Below are 20,465 nucleotides of genomic sequence, written 5' to 3' on the forward strand. Positions count from 1 at the left end.
GCGAGGCGAATGGGCGAGGCGTCCCTAGGGCTTCACCGCCCGGTCCGCTGCGGTCCGGCCGCCGGGCGTGCGTGGGCCGGGCGGGCCGGTGACCCGTGAGGGTCCTTGGGGCGGGCGGGGCGAGCGTGGACCACGGCGTGTGCGGACTGTCGGGCCCGGCCGAGCCGGGTCCCGGTGGGGTACGTCAGCAGCAGCCGGGGCTTCCTGGCGCAGGGCCGCCGGCGTTCGGCGGGCAGCAGACCGTGACGGCGTCAGCATGCGCAGGACAGCGGGGCGGCCCGCGCGCAGGAGGCCGCAGGGGTGTCCGGCGCGCGGGGCGGAGCAGCGGGCCGTGGGCGCGCGGGCGGGTCAGTCCTCGAACGTCGCCGTCAGCGCATCCGCAAGTCCCGGCACCAGGTCGGGCCCGGTGAGCACCTCCGTCGGCGTGTCCTTGTCACGCAGCCGCAGCGCCGACTCCCGGGCGCCGTCGCGCAGGACCGCGACCGTCATCCGGACCTCCTGGCGCTCGGGGTGATCCGCCACCCACTTGGTCAGCCTCGCCCCGTCCAGCCCCTGCGGCACCTGTGCCTCGGCGGACGGCGGCAGCATCAGACGCTCCACCGTGAGCGCACAGCCGGCCACGGCGTCCGGCCAGGCGATGGTGCCGAGGAACTCGTCGAGCGGCCTGCCCGCGGGGATCTCGTCCTGCTCGATCGGGGTGAGGCCGGCGGGCCCCGGCTCGTCCGGCAATGCGAGCTGGGCCGCGAGCGCGGGTTCCTCGGCCCGCAGCCGCGCGGTGTCGACGAGGGCGAAAAGGCGAGCGGGCTGGTCCCAGCCGAGGCCGGAGGCGTACTCGTCGATCTCTAGCACGACCCGGGTGAGCGGGTTCGCTGCCATGGGAGTGTTGGACATGGTCACAATCCTGCCTCGTTCCTGGCCGGAATCGGGAACCGAGTAAACGGTCAGTAAGTTGCATAGGTGTGGGCCCGTGAACCGCGGGCCCACCGGACGGTCCACGAACCCGGGGCCTGACGCAACGACAGCGAACCACCACCGAACTTCGAGGTACGCACCTTGGCTTTCCAGATGCCGGACCGCGGCGGAGGCCCGACGGGGCCACGGATCAGAGCGGGCCGCCCGTCCCGGCGCGTCCGGACCCTGCTCATGACACTGGGCGTCCTTGCCGTCCTCGGCATGGCGTTCACCATGTTCGCGGGGTTCTGGACGGACTGGCTGTGGTACCGGTCGGTGCACTACTCGTCCGTGTTCACCACCACCCTGTGGACCAAGATCGGGCTGTTCGCCGTCTTCGGACTGCTGATGGCGCTCGCGGTCGGCTTCAACGTCTGGCTCGCGCACCGGCTGCGGCCACCGCTCAGCGCCATGTCCATGGAGCAGCAGAGCCTCGACCGCTACCGCATGGGCATCGCGCCCTTCAAGAAGTGGCTGCTGCTCGGCATCACCGCCCTGGTCGGCCTGATCGCCGGCGCCTCCGCGGCCAGCCAGTGGCGCACCTGGCTGATGTGGGTCAACGGCGTGCCCTTCCACGAGAAGGACCCGCAGTTCCACCTCGACGTCTCCTTCTACGCCTTCGATCTGCCCTGGTACCGCTTCCTGCTGGGCTTCGGCTTCGCCGCCACGATCCTGTCCGTGATCGCCGCCGCGCTCACCCACTATCTGTACGGCGGGCTGCGCGTGACCAGTCCGGGCGCGCGGGCCACCGCGGCGGCCACCGGGCATCTGTCGGTGCTGATCGGCATCTTCGTCGCCCTGAAGGCGGTCGCCTACTGGCTCGACCGTTACGGACTGGCCGTGAAGTCCAGCGACTTCAAGGCCACCGGCAACTGGACGGGCCTCAGGTACGTCGACGCGAACGCGTATCTGCCGGCGAAGACGATCCTGTTCTGCATCGCGGTCATCTGCGCGTTGCTGTTCTTCGCCACGCTGTGGCGGCGTACCTGGCAGTTGCCCGTCATCGGCTTCGGCCTGATGGTCCTCTCGGCGATCCTCATCGGCGGTCTGTACCCGGCGATCGTCCAGAAGTTCCAGGTCCAGCCCAACGAGCAGGCCAAGGAAGCCCCGTACGTCCAGAAGAACCTCAAGGCGACCCGTCAGGCGTACGGCATCGACGACACCAAGGTCACCGAGTACGAGGGCAAGAGCACCACCACGGACAAGACGCGACTGCGGGACGACGTCAACTCGGCCGCGAGCATCCGGATCATGGACCCGAACATCGTCTCGCCGACGTTCCAGCAGCTCCAGCAGATGCGGAACTACTACGCGTTCCCGACCAACCTGGACGTCGACCGGTACTCCAAGGACGGCAAGGACCAGGACACCGTCATCGGTCTGCGCGAGCTGAACCTGGACGGCATTCCGAAGAACAACTGGATCAACGACCACTTCCGTTACACCCACGGGTACGGCGCGGTCGCCGGCAAGGGCACCGAGGCGGACTCCGAGGGGCGCCCGGTCTTCACCGAGTACAACCTGCCGTCCAAGGGCGACCTCGGCACCTACGAGCAGCGGATCTACTACGGCGAGAAGACCACCACGTACTCGATCGTCGGCGGTCCCCAGAAGGAGATCGACTACTCCGACGACAACGGTGAGAAGACCACCAGCTACCAGGGCAAGAGCGGGGTCAGCCTCGCCAACCCGATCAACCGTGCCGCGTACGCGCTGGCGTTCAACGAGCCGCAGATCCTTTACTCCGGCGCGATCGGCGACGGTTCGCGGATCCTGTACAACCGCACGCCCAAGGATCGCGTCGAGGCGGTGGCCCCCTGGCTGACGATCGACGGCGACGCCTACCCGGCGGTGGTCAAGGGCCGCATCCAGTGGGTCGTCGACGCGTACACGACGACGAACGGCTACCCGTACTCCTCGCGCACGACCCTCGGTGACACGACGGCCGACTCGCTGACCGCGACCAACAACTCGCGTGCGGTGGTCGCCCAGCAGAACCAGGTCAACTACATCCGCAACTCGGTGAAGGCGACTGTCGACGCGTACACCGGCGAGGTCAAGCTCTACGAGTGGGACACGAAGGACCCGGTCCTGAAGACCTGGATGAAGGCGTTCCCCGGAACGGTTCACCCCAAGTCGGATATCTCGGGCGATCTGATGGCGCATCTGCGCTACCCGCAGGACCTGTTCAAGGTGCAGCGGGAACTGCTCACCCGCTACCACGTGACGGACGCGCAGACGTTCCTGACCGGCAGCGAGGTGTGGCAGGTGCCGGACGACCCGACCAACAAGTCGGGCAACGCGGTGCCGCCGTACTACCTGAGCATGCGGATGCCCGACCAGACGTCGCAGTCGTTCTCGCTGTCGACGACCTTCACGCCCAACGGCCGGGACAATCTCAGCGGGTTCATGTCGGTCGACGCCGAGGCGGGCACCAGCGACTACGGCAAGATCAGAATCCTGAAACTGCCGACGAGCACGACGGTCGACGGGCCCAAACAGGTGCAGAGCCAGTTCAACTCGGAACAGGAGATCGCCTCGGCGATCAAGCTGCTTGAGGGCGGCAGCTCCCAGGTCGAGTACGGCAACCTGCTGACCGTGCCGCTCGACGGCGGACTGATGTACGTGGAGCCGGTCTATGTACGCGGTGGTGGACTCAAGTACCCGCTGCTGCGGAAGGTGTTGGTGACCTACGAGGGCAGAACCGCCTTCGAGGACACCCTCGACGAGGCCCTGGACGTGGTGTTCGGGGCGAAGGCATCGACTCCTCCGCCGTCGGACACCGACAACGGCGCCGGTACCGGCACCGAGAATCCACCGCCGGCCTCCGGTGATCCCACCGTCCAGCAGGCGCTGAAGGACGCGCAGAAGGCCTTCGACGCCGGCCAGGAGGCCCTGAAGAACAACGACTGGACGGCCTACGGCAAGGCGCAGAAGGACCTCCAGGACGCGCTGAAGCGGGCCGAGGAGGCACAGGCCAAGGCCGACAGCGCGAGCGGCGGCAAGAACGGCGACGGCAAGGGCGGCGGCAGTCCGAGTCCGAGCGGCAGCCCCAGTCCGGGCGGCAGTCCGAGCAGCGGCTGATCAAGACCACCCCGTGCCGTGGTACGGTTACTGCACACGGCGCGGGGTGGAGCAGCTCGGTAGCTCGCTGGGCTCATAACCCAGAGGTCGCAGGTTCAAATCCTGTCCCCGCTACTGAAGTCGAAGGCCCGGATCCTCAGGGATCCGGGCCTTCGACGTGTGCGTACGCACGACGAACGCATGTGCCGATGTGCGGGGTCGCCGCGCCCTCGTGGGGACTTGGGGGATGTGTGTTTGACTTGTCTCTCTGTGGGCATGTCGACAAAACGCTGAAGTGACCTCATGGGCTGCGGTATACCGGGTGTACCCGGGTTGCGGGTGGTGCGACGATGGACGTTATGGGGGACAAGGCAAGTCTGTTGGAGACAGGGCGTTTTGCGCAGCCTGCCGACTTTGGGCAGGCTGCCGGCCTTGTGCACCCCGCCGACCTTGTCCAGCCCACCGACCGTGACGAGGCCGGCGAGGCTGCCGAGGAGGCGCGCCGCCGGCTCGCCGCCAAGGCGGGTGACGTCGAGGCGATGAGCGTCCTCGGCGCCATGCTGCTGCGCCGCGGTGATCTCGACGGCGCCGAACCCCAGTTGCGGGCCGCCACCGCCGCGGGCGACCGTGCCGCCGCCAACAACCTCGGGGTCCTGCTGCACCAGCGCGGATACGCCGACGAGGCCGCCGGATGGTGGCGGATCGCCGCCGTCGCCGGATCGCCCGCCGCCGCGCATGCGCTCGGCCGCCACCACCGCGAACGCGGCGACGAACCCGCGGCCGAGTACTGGCTGCGCCAGTCCGCCGAACAGGGCCATGTGCTGGGCGCGTACGCGCTCGCCGATCTGCTGGAACACCGCGGCGTGGACGGAGCCGAGCGGTGGCTGCGGGCCGCCGCCGAACGGGGGCACCGCGAGGCGGCGTACCGGCTGGCGCGGATGCTGGACCGCGCCGCGGGCGCCGACGCGGACACCGGTGCCGGGGCGTCCGGTGCGGAGGAGACCGAGCAGTGGTACCGGCAGGCCGCCGCGCGCGGGCACCGCCGGGCCGCGCTCCAGCTCGGGGCCATCCTGGAGAAGCGGGGCGAACTGAAGGAGGCCGGGCGCTGGTACCTGACCTCGGCCAAGGACGGCGAGGCGCGGGCCGCCTGCGCGCTCGGATTCCTGCTGCGGGACGCCGGGGACACCGAGAGCGCGGCCGTGTGGTGGCTGCGGGCCGCGCAGGACGGCGACGGCAACGCGGCGAACGCGCTGGGCGCACTGTACGCCGAGCGCGGCCAGCCGCAGACCGCCGAGCGGTGGTACCGGGCGGCGCTGGACGCAGGCGACGACAACGGCGCGTACAACCTGGGGCTGCTCTGCGCCCAGCAGGGGCGGATCGGGCAGGCCGAGCAGTGGTACCGGCGAGCCGCGTACGCCGGACACCGGGAGGCGGCCAACGCGCTGGCGATCCTGCTGCTGCAGAGCGGCGACCCGGCCGGTGCAGAGCCGTGGTTCTCCAAGGCGGCCGAGGCGGGCAGCGTCGACGCGGCGTTCAACCTGGGGATCCTGTACGCAGGGCGGGGCGAGGAGCGGGTGGCGCTGCGCTGCTACGAGCGGGCGGCGGCTGCCGGGCACACGGAGGCGGCTCTGCAGGTCGGGATCGCCCGGCTGCGGGAGGGGGACGAACAGCAGGCGGAGCGGCACCTGCGGTGCGCGGCGGGGGCCGGCAGCGCGGAGGCGGCATACCGGCTGGCCGCCCTGCTCGACGCGCGGCGGCCCCCGCGGCCCGCGCACGAGCTGGGGGAGACGGTGCACGAGAAGACCGAGTGCGAGGAGTGGTACGAGCGGGCGGCCGGCCAGGGGCACCGGCGCGCGCAGGTGCGGGTCGGGATGATGGCCGCGGCGCGGGGCGATGTCGTCGAGGCGGCGCGGTGGTACCGGGCGGCGGCCGAGGCCGGGTCCCGGAACGGGGCGTTCAACCTGGGGCTGCTGCTGGCCCGCGAGGGGAGCGAGCCGGAGGCCGCGGTGTGGTGGACGCGGGCCGCCGACGCGGGGCACGGCCGTGCGGCACTGCGGCTGGCCCTCGTCTACGCCCGCCGCGGCGAGCTGGCGGAGGGCCAGCGGTGGGCCGACCGTGCGGTGACGCTGGGTCCCGCGGAGGTCACGGAACGCGCGGCTCGGCTGAGCGATGCGCTCCGCGACGAGCTTACTGCGTAGCTTTGGCCGGGAAGACCGCTCGGCCTGCAGGTGGGGTTGTTTGTGCGGGTGGGTGGGGGCTGAGCGCGCAGTTCCCCGCGCCCCTGGGTGGGTTGTGGTGTGGGCGTGATGGAGGAGTTCCGGGGCAGGGGGCAGTAAGTGATTTGCGTCTGGGGGTGGGGGGCACGTAATGTTGCGTTCACCGACGCGGGGTGGAGCAGCTCGGTAGCTCGCTGGGCTCATAACCCAGAGGTCGCAGGTTCAAATCCTGTCCCCGCTACTGATACCGAGGGCCGGAATCCAGGCAGTGGATTCCGGCCCTCGGTGTGTTTCCGGGCGGCCCGATGCCGGGGCTGCGGGTCAGGGGGCGTGGCCCACCGCCTCCTCGTACAGCGAGCGGTCCACCGTCTTCGACTCCGGCAGGGCCGCGCCCTCGGCGACTCCCTGGGCCCGGTAGGCGGCCTGGAGGCGGGTGACGGTGCCGGATCTGATCTCCCAGTCCATGCGGAGCGACGGCGTCGACTTCAGGACCGCCGCGTCCGTCTTCAGAAGCCTCGCCAGGTAGGCGACGAAACCCGCGTCCTTCTTGTAGTCGGCGGCGAAGTAGGTGTCGACCGTGCGGATGTAGGCCCGGAGCAGGGCCACCCCGGCGTCCACGTCGTCCTGGAGCAGCGTGCGGCCGTACAGCATGCCGCCCAGGGGCTCCCCGAGCGGCTGGCCGCCCAGGAAGGCATAGCCCCGCTCGCCGTCCACCCGGCGCCAGACCGGGTCGAGGAGCCAGGCCGAGTCCACGCCGCCGCCCTGCAGGGCCGTGAGCACGTCCGCCGAGCCCAGTTGCTGGTAGCGGATCTCGTCGAGGCCGCCGCCGTGCCGGGCCAGGGCCCGCTGCATCGGGTACGCGATCACCGAGCCCTTGCCGATCATGGTCCCCATGGTGCGGCCCGCCATCCGGACCCGGTGTGCGCCCTCGCCGCTCGCCAGCTTCACCCACAGGCCGCTCTTCGATTCCGGGGCGGGTGAGAAGTTGCCCGCGACCCACTTGATGTCGAAGCCGCCGCGGACGCCGTTCATCACGGCCGCCTCCGGAGCCGCCCAGAGGGCATCGATGTCGCCCTTGGCCAGCAGCGGCAGCGCGTCCGGCGTCGGCAGCACACGCAGCGTGACATCCAGCCCCTCCGCCTTGAACTCACCCTTGTCGAGGGCGACCTGCAACGGGGCCACATACTCCGCGCTCAGCGTCCCGGTGGCGATCGTGATCTTCCGGTCCTGGGCCAGTGGCCGGGCGGCCGGGGCGCGCGGCGCGCAGCGGGCCGGTGCCCGGCCGGGGGACACGTCCGCGGGGTCGGTCCAGGACGCCGTGCCGCAGCCGTCGACCGGCCGGATCGTGCGGTGTTCCGGTCCGGACCGCGCCCGGGCGTCCCCGGAGTGCGCCGACGAGCAGCCGGCCACCGCCAGCAGGGCGGCGCCCGCGGCGAGCGCCGTCCTGCGCCCGGGGCCGGAGCGTCTCCTCATGACTGCCCCCGTCCCCGGTCCCGCGGCGCCCACGGAGTGAGCAGCCTGCCCGCGATCCGGACCAGCTCGGAGAAGAGCACCCCGAGCACGGCCACGCAGACGATCCCCACGAACATCACGTCGTTCTGGAACAGCGCGCGCGAGTCGAAGATCAGATGGCCCAGGCCGTCGGATGCGGCGATCTGCTCCGAGGCGACGATCACCAGGACCGCCACGCCCGCCGCGATCCGCGCGCCGACCAGGACCGACGGCAGGGAGGCGGGGAGCAGGACATGGCGGAACATCTGCCACGGCGAGGCGCCGAAGACGCGTCCCGCGTCCCGGTGGCCGGCCGGGACGGCGATCACCGCCGACATCGTCGAGATCCAGACGAAGAAGAAGACGGTCGCCGCGACCAGGGCCACCTGCGGGCCCTCGCCGAGGCCGAACATGTTCAGGAAGACGGGGAGCAGGGCCAGCTTCGGTACGACGTACAGGGCGTCCAGAAGCGGTTCCAGGGCCGCCCGGACCAGGGGGAGCGAACCCATCAGGAGGCCGAGCAGATAACCGGTCGCGGTGCCGACGGCGTAGCCCGCCAGGACGCGGCGCAGCGTCGCCCACACGTCGGGCCACAGCTCGCCGGCCGCCGCCCGGTCCCAGCCGTCGGCGAGGATCGCGGACGGTGCCGGATAGACGCGGTCGTCGATCCACGCCCGGCTCGCGGCCAGCTGCCACAGCAGGACGAGCAGCAGGGGCACGGCCACCGCGAGGGACAGCTCCAGGGCGCGGTGCCGGCGGTGGGCGCCGGCCGGATGCAGTTCGCGGGAGCCGGGGCGGCGGACCAGGACGGCTTCCCGGTCGGAAAGCACGGTCGTCATGCCGGCACCGCCTCCTTCCGCAGCAGGTCCCACAGCTCGCCCTTGAGGGCGGTGAACGCGGGCGCCGAGCGGATGTCGCCGGTGCGCGGACGCGGGAACGGCGGGCGCCGCTCGGCGATGATCCGGCCGGGGCGCGCGGACATCACCAGGACCCGGTCGCCGAGGACGATCGCCTCCTCCAGGCTGTGGGTGATGAACACGGTGGTGGTGCGCAGCGCCTGGGTGATCTCCAGCAGTTCGTCCTGGAGGATGGTGCGCAGCTGGGCGTCCAGCGCGGCGAACGGCTCGTCCATCAGCAGCAGTTCGGGCTCCACCGCCAGGGCGCGGGCGATCGCCACGCGCTGGCGCATGCCGCCCGAGAGCGTCGCCGGATGGGCGTGAGCGAAGTCCGCGAGGCCCAGCCGGGCCAGCCAGTCGGCGGCGCGGGCGTTCGCCTCGCGGCGCGGCACGCGCTGCACGTCCAGACCGAAGCGCACGTTCGCCTGGACGGTCTTCCAGTCGTAGATGCCGTAGTCCTGGAAGATCATGGCGACCGGGTGCGGGCTCGTCGTGCGGATCTCCAGCGTGCCCGTGCTGGGGCGCAGCAGGCCCGCGGCGATGCGCAGCAGTGTGGACTTGCCGCAGCCGGAGGGGCCGACGACGCAGACGAACTCGCCGGCGTCGACGGTGAGGTCGAGGGGGCCGAGGGCGTCGACCGTGTGGGGGGTTCGGCCGAAGGTGCGGGTCAGTTCGGTGGCTCGGAGTTTTGGATACGGCTCTCCCACGGGCGTCTCCTCGCGGAGTGCGGAACGGACTGGTGGGCGCCGTTGACCATATGACGGGTCGTCAGTTTCAGGAAGCCCGTACGCAGCACAAAGCCCCGGCAGATGTCGCTGCCGGGGCTCGCCGGGTCTTCGTCGGGTGTGCGCGGTGAGTGGGCTAGGCCCTTGCGCAGTCCGGGCACAGGCCGCGGTAGGTGACCTCGACGTCCGAGACCGTGAAGCCGAAGCGCTCCGAGTCGGGGAGGTCGGCGAGCGGGTTCCCGTTCGGGTGGACGTCGCGGATCGCGCCGCAGCGGGCGCACACCAGGTGGTGGTGCGGCCGGTGGGCGTTCGGGTCGTAGCGCTTGGCCCGCTTGTCGGTGGCGACCTCAAGCACCTCGCCGAGCGAGACCAGCTCGCCGAGGGTGTTGTAGACGGTCGCGCGGGAGATCTCCGGCAGCCGGTCGACGGCGCGGGCATGGACCTCGTCGGCCGTCAGGTGGACGTGCTCGCCGTCCAGGACCTCGGCCACGACGCGGCGCTGCGCGGTCATCCGCCATCCGCGTCCGCGCAGCCGTTCCAGAAGGTCACTCATGAAAACCAGCCTAACAGCTAAAGGGACCAGGTTCCGAACAAGTGTGACTTTGGATCGCCATTTGACTTAGACAATGTCTATTGTAGGATCGGGTTCGGCTTTGGCCAAGCAACAGGATCAGTGGCAAGCGACCCAGGAGGCGCACGTGACGCAGGGACCTCTCACGACGGAGGCCGGTGCTCCGGTTGCCGACAACCAGAACAGCGAGACCGCGGGCATCGGCGGCCCGGTGCTGGTCCAGGACCAGCTGCTGCTGGAGAAGCTGGCCCACTTCAACCGTGAGCGCATCCCGGAGCGTGTGGTGCACGCACGGGGCGCCGGCGCGTACGGCACCTTCACGGTCACCGCCGACGTCACGCGGTACACCCGCGCCGGGTTCCTGTCCGAGGTCGGCAAGCAGACGGAGACCTTCCTGCGCTTCTCGACCGTGGCCGGCAACCTGGGCGCCGCGGACGCGGTCCGCGACCCGCGCGGCTTCGCGCTGAAGTTCTACACCGAGGAGGGCAACTACGACCTCGTCGGCAACAACACCCCGGTGTTCTTCATCAAGGACGCCATCAAGTTCCCCGACTTCATCCACACCCAGAAGCGCGACCCGTACACCGGCTCGCAGGAGGCGGACAACGTCTGGGACTTCTGGGGGCTGTCGCCCGAGTCCACCCACCAGGTGACCTGGCTGTTCGGCGACCGCGGCATCCCGGCCTCCTACCGCCACATGAACGGCTACGGCTCGCACACCTACCAGTGGAACAACGAGGCCGGCGAGGTCTTCTGGGTCAAGTACCACTTCAAGACCGACCAGGGGATCGAGAACCTCACGCAGCAGGAGGCGAACCGGCTCGCCGGCGAGGACCCCGACTCCCACCAGCGGGACCTGCGCGAGGCCATCGAGCGCGGTGAGTTCCCGAGCTGGACCGTGCAGGTGCAGATCATGCCGGCGGCCGACGCGGCGACGTACCGCTTCAACCCGTTCGACCTGACCAAGGTGTGGCCGCACGCGGACTACCCGCCGATCACCATCGGCAAGCTGGAACTCAACCGCAATCCGGAGAACATCTTCGCCGAGGTCGAGCAGTCGATCTTCAGTCCCGCGCACTTCGTGCCCGGCATCGGCCCGTCCCCGGACAAGATGCTCCAGGGCCGCCTCTTCGCCTACGGCGACGCCCACCGCTACCGCGTCGGCATCAACGCCGACCACCTGCCGGTGAACCGGCCGCACGCCACCGAGGCGCGCACCCACGCGCGTGACGGCTTCCTCTACGACGGCCGCCACAAGGGCGCGAAGAACTACGAGCCGAACAGCTTCGGCGGCCCGTTCCAGACCGACCGGCCGCTGTGGCAGTCCACGGCGGTCGCCGGCGGCACGGGCGACCACCCGGCACCGGTGCACGCCGAGGACGACGACTTCGTGCAGGCGGGCACCCTCTACCGGCTGATGTCCGAGGACGAGAAGGAGCGCCTGATCGGCAACCTGGCGGGCTTCATCGCCAAGGTGTCCAGGGACGACATCGCCGAGCGCGCGATCGGGAACTTCCGCCGGGCGGACGACGACTTCGGCAAGCGGCTGGAGGCCGCGGTCCAGGCCCTGCGCGGCTGATCACCAGCACTGGACCGCTTGCCGTGGCGCGGGCCGGATCTCCCGGGTACGGGGGCTCCGGCCCGTCGGCATGTCTCAGGCCGGCACCCGCTGCCGCAGCGGAGCCCAGCAGCGGATGATGTCGCGGACCGAGACGATGCCCACGGGCTCGCCGTGGTCCAGGACGATCAGATGGCGGAAGCCGCCGTGCGCCATGGCGCGGGCCGCCTCCTCCAGGGTCCAGGTCGGGGTGGCGAACACGACGTCGTTGGTGGTGTGCGCGTGGGCGCGTTCCGTGTCCGGGTTCTGGCCGAGGCCCACGGAGTTGAGGATGTCGCGCTCGGTGAGGATGCCGATGCCGCCGGCGTCGGGATCGAGGACGATGGCGGCGCCCACGCGGCGGGCGGACATCAGGGCGGCTGCTTGGCGGAGGGTGTGTGCGGGGCCGACGGTGAGGACCACCGTGCTCATGGCGTCACGGACGAGCATGGCAGTAAGCCACCTCCTAGGGAGAATCCTCCGAGGAATCCGGGCCGATCGTGGACGACGCGGTGACCTGGCGACGAAGTGGCCGACCGGCGGTCGTGCCGATCGATGGATCGACAGGGCGACAGGGCGGCAGTTCGGCAATTCGGCAGATCGATGGATCGATCACGTCGACGGATCGGTAGTTCACGGATTCACAAATTCACAAATGGGGGGACTCTCAGAGTCGCAGGCAAAGCGCGAGTCAACAAGGGGGCGCGTGCAGCTGACCGAGGGCGTGCGCAGGCACCTCGCGCTTCTCAGTAGCGCCCGTTGAGATACCCCAGCAACCGGTCGTGGAGCAGACCGTTGGACGCGGCGGCGTCGCCGCCGTGCGGGCCCGGGCGGCCGTCGAGGCCCGTGAAGGTGCCGCCGGCCTCCGTGACGACGATCGCCGGCGCCGCCATGTCCCACAGGGACAGCTCGGGCTCGGCGCAGAGGTCCACCGAGCCCTCGGCGACCATCATGTAGGGCCAGAAATCGCCGTACGCGCGCGTGCGCCACACCGCGCGGGTGAGGTCGAGGAAGCCGCCGAGCCGGCCCTGCTCCTCCCAGCCGGACAGCGAGGAGTACGCGAAGGACGCGTCCGCCAGCTCGGAGACCCGGGAGACGTGGATACGGGTCGCTGAGGACAGACTGCGGCCGGTGAAGGCGCCATGGCCCTTCGCGGCCCACCAGCGGCGGCCCAGGGCCGGGGCGGAGACCACGCCGACGACGGGCCGGTAGCCGCCCTCGGCCGCCTCCATCAGCGAGATCAGCGTGGCCCAGACCGGCACGCCCCGCACGTAGTTCTTGGTGCCGTCGATCGGGTCGATCACCCAGCGGCGCGGGCCGGTGCCCTCGATGCCGTACTCCTCGCCGAGGACGGCGTCCCGGGGCCGGGCGCGCTGGAGCTGGCCGCGGATCAGCTCCTCGGCGGCCTTGTCCGCCTCGCTCACCGGGGTCATGTCCGGCTTGGTCTCCACCTTGAGGTCGAGGGCCTTGAAGCGGGACGTCGTCGCGGCGTCGGCCGCGTCCGCGAGGACGTGGGCGAGGCGGAGGTCGTCGAGGTAGTCGGGCATGTGATGCACCGTATCCGGCCCACTCGCGGCGCGGCCAGCGGGGGCCGCGGGCGAGGGCCCCGCCCCGGCGCGGCCGCCTCGGCCACGGCATGGCGCACAACCGCCCCCGCGGGATGCGCCCGCTACGCGAACCCTTGACAGTGCACAGGGGCGCGTCAAACCTGGGCGCAGAGCCGCTCACCCCCAGGGAGGCGACGATGCCTGCTGCCCGGGAATCCCTGCTGGACGCCGCCTACACCGCACTCGCGCTGCGGCCGTGGCCCGCCGTGCGGATGGTGGACGTGGCCGCGGCGGCCGGAGTGTCCCGGCAGACCCTCTACAACGAGTTCGGAAGCAAGGACGGGCTCGCCCGGGCGCTCGTGCGCCGGGAGGCCGACGGCTATCTCGCGGGGGTCGAGCGGGCCCTGGCGGGCGGCGTCGAACCGCACGAGCGGCTCACCGCCACCGCCGAGTGGACCGCCGCCGTCGCCCGTGACAACCCGATCGTGCGTGCCATGCTCACCGGTTGCTGGAGCGAGCGACTGCCCGCGCCGTCGTTGTCCGCTGTGGTGTCGTCTTCGGTTGTGCCGGCGCAGCGTCGGGCGGATGGGGCGTTGCCGTCGCCGGGGGATTTGGTGCGGATGGTGCGGGACAGGGCGCTTGCGGCCTTGGCCGGTCCGGGTGCGGGCGGGGAGCTGGTTCGGTCCTGTGAGTTGGTGGCGCGGCTGGCGTTGTCGTGTGTGGCCGCGCCGCCCGCGGAGGGCGGGATCGCCGACCTGGTGCGTGACGCACTGCACCACCAGCCGGTGTGAACCCCTGCTCCCACTCGCCGGCGTGAACCCCTGCCAGCGCCGTCGGGAGCCGTCCCGCCGGCGGTCCGGCTAGTGGGCCGAGCCGGACAGCTGGAGTCCGATCACGCCGATGATGACCAGGCTGATCGAGACGATCTTCAGCGTCGACACCAGGTCGCCCAGGAAGATCATGCCGTAGATCGCGGTGCCCGCGGCGCCGATGCCGGTCCACACGGCGTAGGCGGGCCCCACGTCCAGCTTCCGCAGGGAGAGGGTCAGCAGGCCGAAGCTGCCGAGGGCGAAACACGCGAACGCGATGGTCGGCCACAGCCGGGTGAAGCCGTGCGACAGCTTCAGACAGACCGCGAAGCCGGTTTCGAGCAGTCCGGCCACCACGACCAGCAGCCACGCCATGTGCTGTCCTCCCGTATGTCCGGCCGTATGTCCGGCTCCGGTGCGATTATGCACTTGCCAGACCCGCGCCCCCGCAAACACCGCTGAGGTCAGTCGCCGTCCCTGCGTTCCCGTGTGGCCAGCAACCGGCGCAAAGAGTACAGGCGTGCCGGGTCCGCGTGTCCCTCGGTCACCCAAGCGTCCAGCGCGCAGTCCGGTTCGTCGTGGCTGCAGGCGCGCGGGCAGCCCGCGGTGCCGGGCTCCAGATCCGGGAAGGCGTGGATCACGCGGGAAGGGTCGATGTGGGCGAGGCCGAAGGAGCGAACGCCCGGGGTGTCGACGACCCAGCCGGTCACGTCGCCCAGCGGCAGCGCGAGCGCCGACGTGGTGGTGTGCCGGCCGCGGCCCGTCACCGCGTTGACATGGCCCGTCGTACGCCGCAGGTCCTCCGGGACCAGCGCGTTGACCAGCGTCGTCTTGCCGACGCCGGAGTGACCGACGAACGCGGTGACCTTGCCCGCCAGCTGCTCCCGCACCCGGTCGGCCGCGGCGCCGTCCGCCAGTTCCGCGCGGCTGGTGACGACATACGGGATGTCCAGGTCGCCGTACAGCTCCAGGAGCTTGTCGGGCGGGGCCAGGTCCGACTTGGTCAGCATCAGCAGCGGGTCGAGGCCGCCGTCGTAGGCGGCGACCAGGCAGCGGTCGATCAGCCGGGGGCGGGGCTCGGGGTCGGCGAGGGCGGTGACGATGGCGAGCTGGTCGGCGTTGGCGACGACCACCCGCTCGTAGGGGTCGTCGTCGTCCGCGGTGCGGCGCAGCACCGACGTGCGCTCCGCGATGCGGACGATCCGCGCGAGCGTGTCCTTCCGCCCGGACAGATCACCGACCAGCGCCACCCGGTCGCCCACGACGGCCGCCTTGCGGCCCAGCTCGCGTGCCTTCATCGCGAGGACCGTACGGCCGTCGACGAGGCAGGTCAGCCGGCCCCGGTCCACCGTGAGGACCATGCCCTCGGCGGCGTCCTCGTGCTTGGGCCGGATGTTTGTGCGGGGCCGGTTGCCCTTGCGGTTCGGGCGGCTGCGGATGTCGTCCTCGTCGGTGTGCTTGCCGTAGCGGCGCATGATCCCGGTCCGCCCGTCAGTTCCCGAGCATCCCGGCCCACAGTTCGGGGAAGTCCGGCAGGGTCTTGGCGGTGGTCGCCACGTTCTCGATCCGCACGCCCGGGACGGCCAGGCCGATGACGGCGCCGGCCGTCGCCATGCGGTGGTCCTCGTACGTGTGAAAGATCCCGCCGTGCAGCGCGCGCGGGCGGATGTGCAGCCCGTCGGCGGTCTCGGTCACATCGCCGCCCAGCTCGTTGATCTCTTTGGTGAGCGCGGCCAGCCGGTCCGTCTCGTGCAGTCGCAGATGGGACACGCCGCGCAGGGTCGATGGGGAGTCCGCGAGCGCGGCGACCGCCGCGATGCCCGGGGTCAGCTCGCCCACGTCGCTCAGGTCCACGTCGATGCCGTGGATCGCGCCGGAACCGGTGAACTCCAGGCCGTACTCGGTCAGTGTGCAGGAGCCGCCCATCTCGGTGAAGATCTCGCGCAGCCGGTCACCGGGCTGGGTGGTGCGCGCCGGCCAGTCCGGGACGAGCACCTTGCCGCCGGTGACGAGGGCCGCGGCCAGGAAGGGCTGGGCGTTCGACAGGTCCGGTTCGATGGTCAGGTCGCGGCCCAGCAGGGCACCCGGCGTGACCCGCCAGACGTTCGGCTCGCCGCCCGACTCCGGGGTGTCGACCTGGGCGCCGACCGCGCGCAGCATGTCGACGGTCATCCGGATGTGCGGCACGGAGGGCAGCGAGGCGCCGGTGTGGCGGACCTCGACGCCCTGGTTGAACCGGGGCCCGGACAGCAGCAGCGCCGAGACGAACTGGGACGACGACGAGGCGTCGACCGACACCGGACCGCCCTCCAGGGCGCCGCCGCCGTGCACGGTCAGCGGCAGCGCGCCGCGGCCGTCGTCGTCGATCCGGGCGCCCAGCTCGCGCAGGGCGTCGATCACACCGTGCAGGGGGCGCTCGTACGACCTCGGGTCGCCGTCGAAGCGGATCGGGCCGTCGGCCAGCGCGGCGACGGGCGGCAGGAAGCGCATGACGGTGCCGGCGTTGCCGACGTCGACCGCGGCCGGGCCGTGCAGGCCCGTCGGCAGTACCCGCCAGGCCTCGCCGGAGCCGTCCGGGCCGACGCCCTCCTCGATGCCGACGCCCATGGCCCGCAGGGCGCCCGCCATCAGCAGCGTGTCACGGGAGCGCAGCGGGCGGCGCAGCCAGCCCGGTTCGGAGGCGAGGGCGGCAAGGACGAGGGCGCGGTTGGTGACGGACTTGGACCCGGGCACGTGGACCGTCGCGTCGACGGCTCCGCTCGCGTGCGGGGCGGGCCAGAGGGCGGTGTGCGCGTTGTTCGGGGCCATGGCCCCACTTTAGTGGGCGGGGGGTCGCCGGGTGCGGGTGCGTGCACCGGGGCTGCGCCGTCGGCCGCGGGGTGCGCGAGGGCTTGTCGCCCGGCGGAAGTTCCCGGCCCCGCTCGAACCGGGGCGCGGCCGTATACCGATACGGCCCCGCTCGAACCGGGGCGCGGCCGCATACCGATACGGCCCCGCGCCCTGAGGACGTCGACCCGTCACTCCTTCGGGGTGTGCCCTCAGCCCCGCAGCAGCCACCTTCCCCCGCCGATCAGCGAGCACAGCGACACCGTGTGGAACAGGAACAGCCACAGCCATGCCGGCACGTGGGTCAGGCGCGACAGCTGGTCCGCGTCCGAGTCGCCCGCTCCGCCCCGCGCCCGCTTGGCCTGTAGCTCGAAGGCCGGCCGCACCCCGCCCAGCAGCAGGAACCACACCACCGCGTACCCGAACGCCGCCTGCACCTGCGTACCGGCCAGCCAGGACACCAGCAGGAAGGTGCCGCCGGTGAGGAGCACGGTCAGCGCGCCGTAGGCGTTGCGGATCATCACCAGCATGGCGACGAGCAGGGCCGTGGCCAGCCAGAGCAGGAGCGTGGTGCGCCCGGCGGCCAGCAGCGCGGCCCCGCCCAGGCCCAGCAGCGGCGGCGCGGTGTAGCCCGCCGCGGCGGTGAGGATCATGCCGAGGCCGTGCGGCTTGCCCCGGCTGACGGTGAGGCCGCTGGTGTCGGAGTGCAGGCGTATGCCGGTGAGCTGCCGGCCGGTGAGCAGGGCCACCAGGCCGTGACCGCCCTCGTGCGCGATGGTGATGGCGTTGCGCGAGACGCGCCACAGCCCGTGCGGGACGACCACGGCGAGGGCCGCGGTCAGGGTGATCAGCACCACCCACTGGTCCGGTCCTGGCTGGGTGCCCCACAGCCGGTTCCAGAGGTCGGGCAGCGCGGTCGATGCGGTGCTGTCCATGTGGTGCGGTCGCTCCCTCTGGTCGGGGCTCGGGGGGCCGGTCGGGTCGGGCCTGGTCGGCGGAGCCGGTGGCCGGGTGGCGGCCGGGCCTGGCAGTGTGGCACGTATGTGCGGACGGTATGCAGCCAGTCGTAGGCCCGAGGATCTCGCAGGAATCTTTGAGGTGGACAAGAGGGAGCCCGAGGAGACCTTTGAGGCCGACTACAACGTGGCGCCCACCAAGGAGGTCTACGCCGTACTCGACCGTCCGGTGAAAGACGCCGACGACCCGCGTCCGGTTCGGCAGCTGCGCAGGCTGAAGTGGGGCCTGGTGCCGTCCTGGGCCAAGTCGCCCGAGGGCGCGGCCCGGATGATCAACGCCCGCGCGGAGACCGTGCACGAGAAGCCGTCGTACCGCCGTGCCTTCGCCACCCGGCGCTGCATCCTGCCCGCCGACGGCTACTACGAGTGGGTGACCGGCGCGCAGGAGCGGGACCTGGAGGTCGAGGGCCGCAAGAAGCGGCCGCGCAAGCAGCCGTACTTCGTGCTGCCCGCCGACGGCTCGGTCTTCGCGATGGCGGGCCTGTACGAGTTCTGGCGGGACCGGACCCTGCCCGACGACCATCCGCGGGCCTGGTGGGTGACCTGCTCGGTGCTCACCACCGAGGCGGAGACCACCCCGCTGGCCGTGGCCCCGGCCGAGGGGCCGCACAGCCTCGCCGAGATCCACCCGCGGATGCCGCTGATGCTCACCCCGGACCGCTGGGACGCCTGGCTGGATCCGGCCCGCACCGATGTCGAGGACCTGCGGTCGCTGCTGGAGCCGCCGCCGGAGGGCCTGATGCGCGCCTACCCGGTCGCCACGGCCGTCAGCAACGTCCGCAACAACGGTCCGGAGCTGCTGAAGGAGCTGGCGGGTCCGGAAGCGGGCACACTCTTCTGACGTGACCACAGAGATCATCGCTACGGACGCGGGGGACGCCCGCATCACCTGGCACCCGGCGCGGCGGCCCCGGTTCGTGCTGGCAGTGAGCCACGGGGCGGGCGGCGGCATCGAGGCGCGCGACCTGCGGGCGCTCGCGGCGGCGCTGCCCGCCCACGGCGTCACCGTGGCCCTGGTGGAGCAACCCTGGCGGGTGGCGGGCCGGAAGGTCGCCCCGGCACCGAAGACCCTCGACACCGGCTGGCGCGGGGTCTGGCCCGCGCTCACCGCGCCGGGCCCGCCCGTGATCTCCGGCGGGCGCAGCGCCGGGGCCCGGGTCGCCTGCCGCACGGCGGCCGAGCTGGGGGCGCAGGCCGTCCTCGCCCTGAGCTTCCCGCTGCACCCGCCGGGCAGCCCCGAGAAGTCCCGGGCCGCGGAGCTGCTCGGGGCGCAGGTGCCCACGCTGGTCGTGCAGGGCGGCAACGATCCGTTCGGCAGGCCGGCCGAGTTCCCGCCGGGCGCGTACCGGCTTGTCGAGGTGCCCTACGGCGACCACGGCCTCGCCGTGCCCAAGCGTGCGGAGATCGGCCAGGAGCGGGCTCTGGAGATCGTCACCGACGGCGTCGCGGAGTGGATCGCGTCACTCGGGTGACAGCCGGGAATGCCGCGCGCCGACCCGCTGTTGTGGCGGTCAGAAGTGCTGAAGCTCCAGCACCGACGCCGTGGGAGAGGGAGTCCGCCGCATGGGTTCGACCGTTTGCCCGAGCCGCAGCAGCCGCACTGACCTGGACTGGACGGTGCTGCACGCGGCCAAGACCGCTCCGATTCGAGCGGCGGCAGGCACGGGTCGTGTTCTATCCTCCGATTCGAGTGGGACCGGTATCGGTTCTGCCCGCGATCTTGAGGAGGTGGGTCCGGTCACTGGGACCGACGCAGGGACCGACAACGGCCAGGCGGAGCAGCCCGAGGGCCGGGGCGTCGGCGCGGAGTCCAGCAGGGAGCGCAACGCGCGCTTCGAGCGGGACGCGCTCGAATACCTCGACCAGATGTATTCGGCCGCGCTGCGTATGACGCGCAACCCGGCCGATGCGGAGGACCTGGTGCAGGAGACGTACGCCAAGGCGTACGCGTCCTTCCACCAGTTCCGCGAGGGCACCAACCTCAAGGCGTGGCTGTACCGGATCCTCACGAACACCTTCATCAACTCGTACCGCAAGAAGCAGCGCGAGCCGCAGCGCAGTGCGGCCGAGGAGATCGAGGACTGGCAGCTCGCCCGCGCCGAGTCGCACATGTCGACCGGTCTGCGCTCGGCCGAGTCGCAGGCGCTCGACCACCTGCCCGACTCGGACGTCAAGGAAGCGCTGCAGGCGATCCCCGAGGAATTCCGCATCGCCGTCTACCTCGCGGACGTAGAGGGCTTTGCCTACAAGGAGATCGCGGACATCATGGGGACACCCATCGGTACGGTGATGTCCCGGCTGCACCGGGGCCGCCGTCAACTGCGCGGCATGCTGGAGGACTACGCCCGCGAGCGCGGGCTGGTCCCGGCGGGCGCCGGAGAGTCGAACGAAGCGAAAGGCTCGGGCTCATGAGCTGCGGAGGGCCGCACGAGACGGACTGCAGTGAGGTACTCGATCATTTGTACGAGTTCCTCGACAGCGAGATGCCGGCAGCCGATCGCGACAAGTTCCAGCAGCACTTCGAGGAGTGCTCGCCGTGCCTGGAGAAGTACGGCCTGGAGAAGGCGGTGAAGAAGCTGGTCAAGCGGTGCTGCGGCCATGACGACGTGCCGATCGACCTGCGCGCCAAGGTCATGGGCCGGATCGATCTGATCCGCTCCGGCCAGACCGTGCCCGAGCACGACATCACGGCGACCCCCCAGGAGTCCTGACCGGGCGTGCGGTCCGCGCCTTCCGCGGCCGCGGTCCGGCCCCGCC

General features: G+C 71.5%; 19 protein-coding genes and 2 tRNA genes. 10 read left to right on the forward strand and 11 right to left on the reverse strand.

The window, feature by feature from the left end; all coding sequences use genetic code 11:
• Positions 1-348 precede the first annotated feature (348 nt).
• Positions 349-891, reverse strand: coding sequence for a PPA1309 family protein (locus ACFYTE_RS02660; RefSeq protein WP_388703838.1), 543 nt, complete (start codon positions 889-891; stop codon positions 349-351).
• Positions 892-1,065: 174 nt separating this feature from the next.
• Between ACFYTE_RS02660 and ACFYTE_RS02665 the strand changes: the two genes are divergently transcribed.
• The 4 genes from ACFYTE_RS02665 to ACFYTE_RS02680 all read left to right on the forward strand — a co-directional run bounded on the left by ACFYTE_RS02665 (position 1,066) and on the right by ACFYTE_RS02680 (position 6,471).
• Positions 1,066-4,035 carry a UPF0182 family protein gene (locus ACFYTE_RS02665; RefSeq protein ID WP_388704050.1) on the forward strand — a complete coding sequence of 990 codons (2,970 nt, stop codon included), beginning with the start codon at positions 1,066-1,068 and terminating at the stop codon, positions 4,033-4,035.
• A 40-nt stretch (positions 4,036-4,075) separates the two neighbouring features.
• Positions 4,076-4,149, forward strand: a tRNA-Met gene (locus ACFYTE_RS02670).
• A 215-nt stretch (positions 4,150-4,364) separates the two neighbouring features.
• Positions 4,365-6,212 (forward strand): tetratricopeptide repeat protein, encoded by a 1,848-nt coding sequence (locus tag ACFYTE_RS02675; RefSeq protein ID WP_388703840.1) that lies wholly within the window; start codon positions 4,365-4,367, stop codon positions 6,210-6,212.
• A gap of 185 nt (positions 6,213-6,397) precedes the next feature.
• Positions 6,398-6,471: transfer RNA gene (locus ACFYTE_RS02680), tRNA-Met, on the forward strand.
• Positions 6,472-6,551: 80 nt separating this feature from the next.
• Here the strand turns inward: ACFYTE_RS02680 and ACFYTE_RS02685 are convergent.
• The 4 genes from ACFYTE_RS02685 to ACFYTE_RS02700 form a co-directional block, all read right to left on the reverse strand.
• Positions 6,552-7,703 carry an ABC transporter substrate-binding protein gene (locus tag ACFYTE_RS02685; RefSeq protein ID WP_388703843.1) on the reverse strand — a complete coding sequence of 384 codons (1,152 nt, stop codon included), beginning with the start codon at positions 7,701-7,703 and terminating at the stop codon, positions 6,552-6,554.
• Positions 7,700-8,560, reverse strand: coding sequence for an ABC transporter permease (locus ACFYTE_RS02690; protein ID WP_388703845.1), 861 nt, complete (start codon positions 8,558-8,560; stop codon positions 7,700-7,702). The genes ACFYTE_RS02685 and ACFYTE_RS02690 overlap by 4 nt, the downstream gene beginning before the upstream one ends.
• Positions 8,557-9,324: an ABC transporter ATP-binding protein gene (locus ACFYTE_RS02695; RefSeq protein ID WP_388703847.1), complete on the reverse strand. Its 768-nt coding sequence runs from the start codon at positions 9,322-9,324 to the stop codon at positions 8,557-8,559. Before ACFYTE_RS02695 ends, ACFYTE_RS02690 begins: the two co-directional genes overlap by 4 nt.
• 154 nt (positions 9,325-9,478) lie before the next feature.
• On the reverse strand, positions 9,479-9,895 hold the full coding sequence (locus ACFYTE_RS02700; RefSeq protein WP_388703850.1) for a Fur family transcriptional regulator: 417 nt from the start codon (positions 9,893-9,895) through the stop codon (positions 9,479-9,481).
• A 73-nt stretch (positions 9,896-9,968) separates the two neighbouring features.
• On the opposite strand from ACFYTE_RS02700, the gene ACFYTE_RS02705 reads away from it, so the two are divergent.
• Entirely contained in the window at positions 9,969-11,492 is a 1,524-nt protein-coding gene (locus ACFYTE_RS02705) for a catalase (protein ID WP_388703853.1), read from the forward strand.
• Positions 11,493-11,567: 75 nt separating this feature from the next.
• Here the strand turns inward: ACFYTE_RS02705 and ACFYTE_RS02710 are convergent, their stop codons facing one another.
• Entirely contained in the window at positions 11,568-11,960 is a 393-nt protein-coding gene (locus tag ACFYTE_RS02710; RefSeq protein ID WP_388703856.1) for a cyclic nucleotide-binding/CBS domain-containing protein, read from the reverse strand.
• Between the two features lie 296 nt (positions 11,961-12,256).
• A complete protein-coding gene (gene hisN / locus ACFYTE_RS02715) occupies positions 12,257-13,057 on the reverse strand; it encodes a histidinol-phosphatase (RefSeq protein ID WP_388703858.1) in 801 nt (266 codons plus the stop codon).
• Between the two features lie 197 nt (positions 13,058-13,254).
• Between hisN and ACFYTE_RS02720 the strand changes: the two genes are divergently transcribed.
• Positions 13,255-13,848 (forward strand): TetR/AcrR family transcriptional regulator, encoded by a 594-nt coding sequence (locus ACFYTE_RS02720; RefSeq protein ID WP_388703861.1) that lies wholly within the window; start codon positions 13,255-13,257, stop codon positions 13,846-13,848.
• A gap of 69 nt (positions 13,849-13,917) precedes the next feature.
• On the opposite strand, the gene ACFYTE_RS02725 is transcribed toward ACFYTE_RS02720, so the two are convergent.
• The 4 genes from ACFYTE_RS02725 to ACFYTE_RS02740 all read right to left on the reverse strand — a co-directional run bounded on the left by ACFYTE_RS02725 (position 13,918) and on the right by ACFYTE_RS02740 (position 17,627).
• On the reverse strand, positions 13,918-14,241 hold the full coding sequence (locus tag ACFYTE_RS02725; RefSeq protein ID WP_388703864.1) for a DMT family transporter: 324 nt from the start codon (positions 14,239-14,241) through the stop codon (positions 13,918-13,920).
• Between the two features lie 89 nt (positions 14,242-14,330).
• Positions 14,331-15,341, reverse strand: a complete 1,011-nt coding sequence (rsgA, locus tag ACFYTE_RS02730; protein WP_388703866.1) for a ribosome small subunit-dependent GTPase A — start codon at positions 15,339-15,341, stop codon at positions 14,331-14,333.
• A 16-nt stretch (positions 15,342-15,357) separates the two neighbouring features.
• Positions 15,358-16,674, reverse strand: coding sequence for a 3-phosphoshikimate 1-carboxyvinyltransferase (gene aroA / locus ACFYTE_RS02735; RefSeq protein WP_388703868.1), 1,317 nt, complete (start codon positions 16,672-16,674; stop codon positions 15,358-15,360).
• A 230-nt stretch (positions 16,675-16,904) separates the two neighbouring features.
• Positions 16,905-17,627, reverse strand: coding sequence for a M50 family metallopeptidase (locus ACFYTE_RS02740; protein WP_388703871.1), 723 nt, complete (start codon positions 17,625-17,627; stop codon positions 16,905-16,907).
• A gap of 106 nt (positions 17,628-17,733) precedes the next feature.
• On the opposite strand from ACFYTE_RS02740, the gene ACFYTE_RS02745 reads away from it, so the two are divergent.
• The 4 genes from ACFYTE_RS02745 (at position 17,734) to rsrA (ending at position 20,419) form a co-directional block, all read left to right on the forward strand.
• Positions 17,734-18,549 (forward strand): SOS response-associated peptidase, encoded by an 816-nt coding sequence (locus ACFYTE_RS02745; RefSeq protein WP_388703874.1) that lies wholly within the window; start codon positions 17,734-17,736, stop codon positions 18,547-18,549.
• Between the two features lies 1 nt (position 18,550).
• Entirely contained in the window at positions 18,551-19,180 is a 630-nt protein-coding gene (locus ACFYTE_RS02750) for an alpha/beta family hydrolase (protein WP_388703876.1), read from the forward strand.
• A gap of 256 nt (positions 19,181-19,436) precedes the next feature.
• Positions 19,437-20,120 carry an RNA polymerase sigma factor SigR gene (gene sigR, locus ACFYTE_RS02755; RefSeq protein WP_388703879.1) on the forward strand — a complete coding sequence of 228 codons (684 nt, stop codon included), beginning with the start codon at positions 19,437-19,439 and terminating at the stop codon, positions 20,118-20,120.
• On the forward strand, positions 20,117-20,419 hold the full coding sequence (gene rsrA, locus ACFYTE_RS02760) for a mycothiol system anti-sigma-R factor (protein WP_388703882.1): 303 nt from the start codon (positions 20,117-20,119) through the stop codon (positions 20,417-20,419). The genes sigR and rsrA overlap by 4 nt, the downstream gene beginning before the upstream one ends.
• Positions 20,420-20,465: the final 46 nt, after the last annotated feature.

The sequence above is a fragment of the Streptomyces sp. NPDC004629 genome (assembly GCF_042873595.1).
In the GTDB taxonomy this organism is placed as follows: domain Bacteria; phylum Actinomycetota; class Actinomycetes; order Streptomycetales; family Streptomycetaceae; genus Streptomyces.